The sequence below is a fragment of the Ramlibacter sp. genome (genome assembly GCF_035706265.1).
Lineage (GTDB): Bacteria > Pseudomonadota > Gammaproteobacteria > Burkholderiales > Burkholderiaceae_C > Ramlibacter.
In genome coordinates this window covers 1-3,522 of the sequence record NZ_DASSVG010000262.1, presented here as the reverse complement: position 1 = coordinate 3,522, position 3,522 = coordinate 1, and the positions used below count along the sequence as shown (strand labels likewise).

At 70.8% G+C, this 3,522-nt stretch carries 5 protein-coding genes; 2 read left to right on the top strand and 3 right to left on the bottom strand.

Annotated elements, in window-relative coordinates; all coding sequences use genetic code 11:
• The 3 genes from VFM98_RS09670 to VFM98_RS09660 form a co-directional block, all read right to left on the bottom strand.
• On the bottom strand, positions 1-291 hold a 291-nt coding region (locus VFM98_RS09670), incomplete at its 3' end, for a peptidase U32 family protein (RefSeq protein WP_414709005.1).
• A gap of 94 nt (positions 292-385) precedes the next feature.
• Positions 386-910: a hypothetical protein gene (locus tag VFM98_RS09665; RefSeq protein WP_325109713.1), complete on the bottom strand. Its 525-nt coding sequence runs from the start codon at positions 908-910 to the stop codon at positions 386-388.
• Between the two features lie 28 nt (positions 911-938).
• On the bottom strand, positions 939-1,832 hold the full coding sequence (locus VFM98_RS09660; RefSeq protein ID WP_325109712.1) for a metal-dependent hydrolase: 894 nt from the start codon (positions 1,830-1,832) through the stop codon (positions 939-941).
• Positions 1,833-2,007: 175 nt separating this feature from the next.
• Here VFM98_RS09660 and VFM98_RS09655 point away from each other — a divergent pair, with 175 nt between their 5' ends.
• Both VFM98_RS09655 and VFM98_RS09650 read left to right on the top strand, forming a co-directional pair.
• Positions 2,008-2,694, top strand: coding sequence for a heparan-alpha-glucosaminide N-acetyltransferase (locus VFM98_RS09655; protein ID WP_414709006.1), 687 nt, complete (start codon positions 2,008-2,010; stop codon positions 2,692-2,694).
• Between the two features lie 63 nt (positions 2,695-2,757).
• The coding region (locus VFM98_RS09650) for a PAS domain-containing sensor histidine kinase (protein ID WP_325109710.1) at positions 2,758-3,522 on the top strand (765 nt) is incomplete at its 3' end.

Below are 3,522 nucleotides of genomic sequence, written 5' to 3'. Positions count from 1 at the left end.
GATCAGCACGTCGGCGCCGGCGTGGTACACGTCCCAGGCCATCCTGCGCGCGCCATCGAGCTCGTCGTCGCGCAGGATGGTGTTGTGGGTGACGAAGATGCGGGCGCCGAAGCGGTGCGCATGCTTCGCCAGGCGCTCGATGTCCTGCACCGAATTGCTCGCGGACACGCGGGCGCCGAACTCGGGGCCGCCGATGTAGACGGCGTCGGCGCCGTGGTTGATCGCCTCGATGCCGATGTCGGCATCGCGTGCGGGCGCCAGGAGCTCGAGCTGGTGGTTCAGGAGGGACATGGGAGGCGGCGATTTTATCGGCCCCTCCTTGCAGGAGCGGCGCCGGCGGGCGCGTCCGTGCGGCCCAGCTCGCGCCACACGGAGGCGGCCGCGCTCACCCGCCGATGCGCTGGATCTCCACTTCGACGCAGCCGCGGTTGGCCTCGAAGTAGCCGGGCCAGGTATTGGAGAAGAACAGCAGTTCCTCTCCGCTCGCCGCCGTGAACGTGGCCTGCGGACCGACGGGGAAGAAGGTCTTCTCCTCGCGCCCCTGGGCGCCGACCAGCGCATGCATGGGCAGCGCGCTCGCGCGGGCCCAGCGCTGCGTATGGCGGCCGCCTTCGCTCAGGAAGCGCGGGCCGCCGCCCCAGGGCTCCACCACCTTCGTCACGGCCACCCGGTAGCGCTCGCCGCGCTGCAGGATCACGCCGGTGGGATTCCATTCGCAGCGCGCGTCCACCCGCACGGTGACGGGCGTGCCGCCGGCCAGCAGGCCCAGCGCGCGCGGCGGCTGGGTGATGCACTGCGCCCCGTCCGCGCGCGGGTAGCAGCGGTTGTCGCCCACCGGCTCCTTCGGGCTCGCGCAGGCGGCCAGCAGCAGGCCCGCGGAGAGGACGGTCGCGGCGACCCGCAGGTGCATCGCAAGCCCACGCTGCGGCATGGCGGCCTCAGAAGTCGTACTTCTGGCCCGGCTCCGGCACCAGGATGCGTGGCACCGTGGCGGAGCCCATGGCGGTGAGCAGTTCGGCCGGCGTGCCGCGCAGCTGCGGCGTGGTGCCGTAGTGGATCGGGATCGCGTAGCGCGGGCGGATCATGTCGCGCACCGCCATCGCCGCATCCTGCGGGCTCATGACGAAGTGGTTGCCGATCGGCATCAGCACCACGTCGGGCCGGTACATCTGGCCGATCAGGCGCATGTCGCCGAACACGCCGGTATCGCCCATGTGCCAGACCTTGAAGCCGTTCTCCATCTCGATGATGTAGCCCACCGGCTCGCCCCCGGGCAGCACGACGTCCTTGCCGGCAGCGTCCTTCCAGCCCAGCTCGGAGGAGTGCTCGGCGTGCACCGCGGTGATCTTCGGTCCCGTCGGCCCCCAGGGCAGGATGGTGCCGCCCTTGCCGAAGCGCGGCGCCAGCGCCGCCGGCAGGATGCCGTAGGTGGCCACCGTCTGGCCCAGGCCGGCCGGCCCGTACATGGGCGCGTTGTGCATCTTCGCCAGTTCGGGGGCGTCGGCGAAGTGGTCGAAGTGCGCGTGCGTGACCAGGATCAGGTCCACCTTGCCGAGGGTGGACAGGTCCTTCCAGCGCGCCGGCGTCTTCGGGTTGGTCTTGATCCAGGGGTCGATCAGGATCACCTTGCCGCCGGGCGTGGTGATGCGGGTGGTGGCCTGCCCGAGCCACAGGATCTCGGTCTTGCCGGCCACGCGCGGGGCGTCGCCCGGCAGGGCCTGCAGCGCCGGGGCGACCGGCAGCGTGGTGGACGCGGGGGGCATGATGGGGGTGCTGCAGCCGGCCAGGGTGCACAGCGCGGCAATGCAGAGCAGGGGGCGGAAACTCGTCATGGCGATCTCCATTCTTGTTGGCATGCCAACCGGGGTGGCGGACATCGGGCGATTGGAACGGCGCCGCCCGGGGGCGTCAATCGGGCGCGCCACTACACTCGGCCGCGTGAGTGCAGTCCCCCGCCGCCACCGCTTCGACCGCATCGACGCCCTGCGCGGCGCCGCCATCGTCTGGATGACGGTGTTCCACTTCTGCTTCGACCTCGATCACTTCGGCTGGATCCACGAGAACTTCCTGGCCGACCCGTTCTGGACCCGGCAGCGCACCGCCATCGTGAGCCTGTTCCTGTTCTGCGCCGGCCTCGGGCAGGCCGTCGCCCACGCGCAGGGGCAGGGCTGGCCGCGCTTCTGGCGCCGCTGGGCGCAGATCGCCGGCTGCGCACTGCTGGTGACCGCGGGCTCGTGGTTCATGTTCCCGCAGAGCTTCATCTACTTCGGCGTGCTGCACGGGATCGCCGTGATGCTGGTGATCGTGCGGCTCACGGCGGGGTGGGGGCGGTGGCTGTGGCCGGCGGGCCTGCTCGCCATCCTGCTGCCGCTCGCGGCCTTGCCGCTGCACAGCGCGTTCGGCAATTTGCACGTTCTCAATGAACGCTGGTGGAACTGGATCGGCCTGGTCTCGGTGAAGCCCGTGACGCAGGACTACGTGCCGGTGCTGCCCTGGCTGGGGGTGATGTGGTGGGGCATGGCCGCGGGGCAGTGGCTGCTGCGGCAGCGCGGCGAGTTCGTGCGCGGCCCCCTTCCGCGCGGCTTCGCGCCGCTCGCCTGGATGGGACGCTGGAGCCTGAGCTGGTACATGGTGCACCAGCCGGTGATGATCGGGGCGCTGATGCTGGCCGGCATGGCCTGGCGCGGCGGATGAACGGGGCCCGTCGGCGCCCCAGGTTTACAAAGACGGCCGGCGAAAGATGGCATAGTGGTCCGGATGGACAGGCTCCTGTCGCCCACCGAATACCGGCTCCTGGTCGAGCACGCGCCGGTCATGGTCTGGCGCTCGGGCCTGGACGCGAAGTGCGACTACTTCAACGAAACCTGGCTCGCCTTCACCGGCCGCACCATGGCGCAGGAGATGGGCGATGGCTGGGCCGAGGGCGTGCATCCCGAGGACCTGGCGCGCTGCGTGGCCTGTTACCTGGACCACTTCACGCGCCGCCAGCCTTTCGAGATGGAGTACCGGCTGCGCCGCAAGGACGGCACGTTCCGCTGGATCTTCGACCGCGGCGTGCCCTGCACCGACGACAGCGGCGCCTTCACCGGCTTCGTCGGCAGCTGCGTGGACATCGACGAGCGGCGCCGGGTGCGCGAGGCGCAGCAGCAGCACGATCGCGAGCAGCTCGAACTCGCGCGCGATTTCGAGAAGTGGATCCTGGCGATCGTGAGCCACGACATCCGCGACCCGTTGAACGCGATCCAGCTGGCCGCGCACGTGCTGGCGCGGACGTCCGAGCCGGGCACGCCCACGCGCAAGCAGGTCGAGGTGGTCACCCGCGCCGTCGGGCGCATCCAGCACATCGTCGGCGACCTGCTGGACCTCGCGCGCGAGCGAGAAGGTACCGGCATCTCCGTGGAGCCCACGCCCACGGACCTGCGCGCGCTGTGCCAGAACATCGTCGAGGAGGTGCGGGCCATCGCGAAGGGACGCGAGATCACCTTCGACTGCGATGCCGACGGCCGCGGCGACTGGGACGAG

Coding starts and splice junctions, on each gene's coding strand:
- VFM98_RS09665 (WP_325109713.1), bottom strand. CDS start 910: ATGCACCTGCGGGTCGCCGCGACCGTCCTCTCCGCGGGCCTGCTGCTG.
- VFM98_RS09655 (WP_414709006.1), top strand. CDS start 2,008: ATGACGGTGTTCCACTTCTGCTTCGACCTCGATCACTTCGGCTGGATC.
- VFM98_RS09660 (WP_325109712.1), bottom strand. CDS start 1,832: ATGACGAGTTTCCGCCCCCTGCTCTGCATTGCCGCGCTGTGCACCCTG.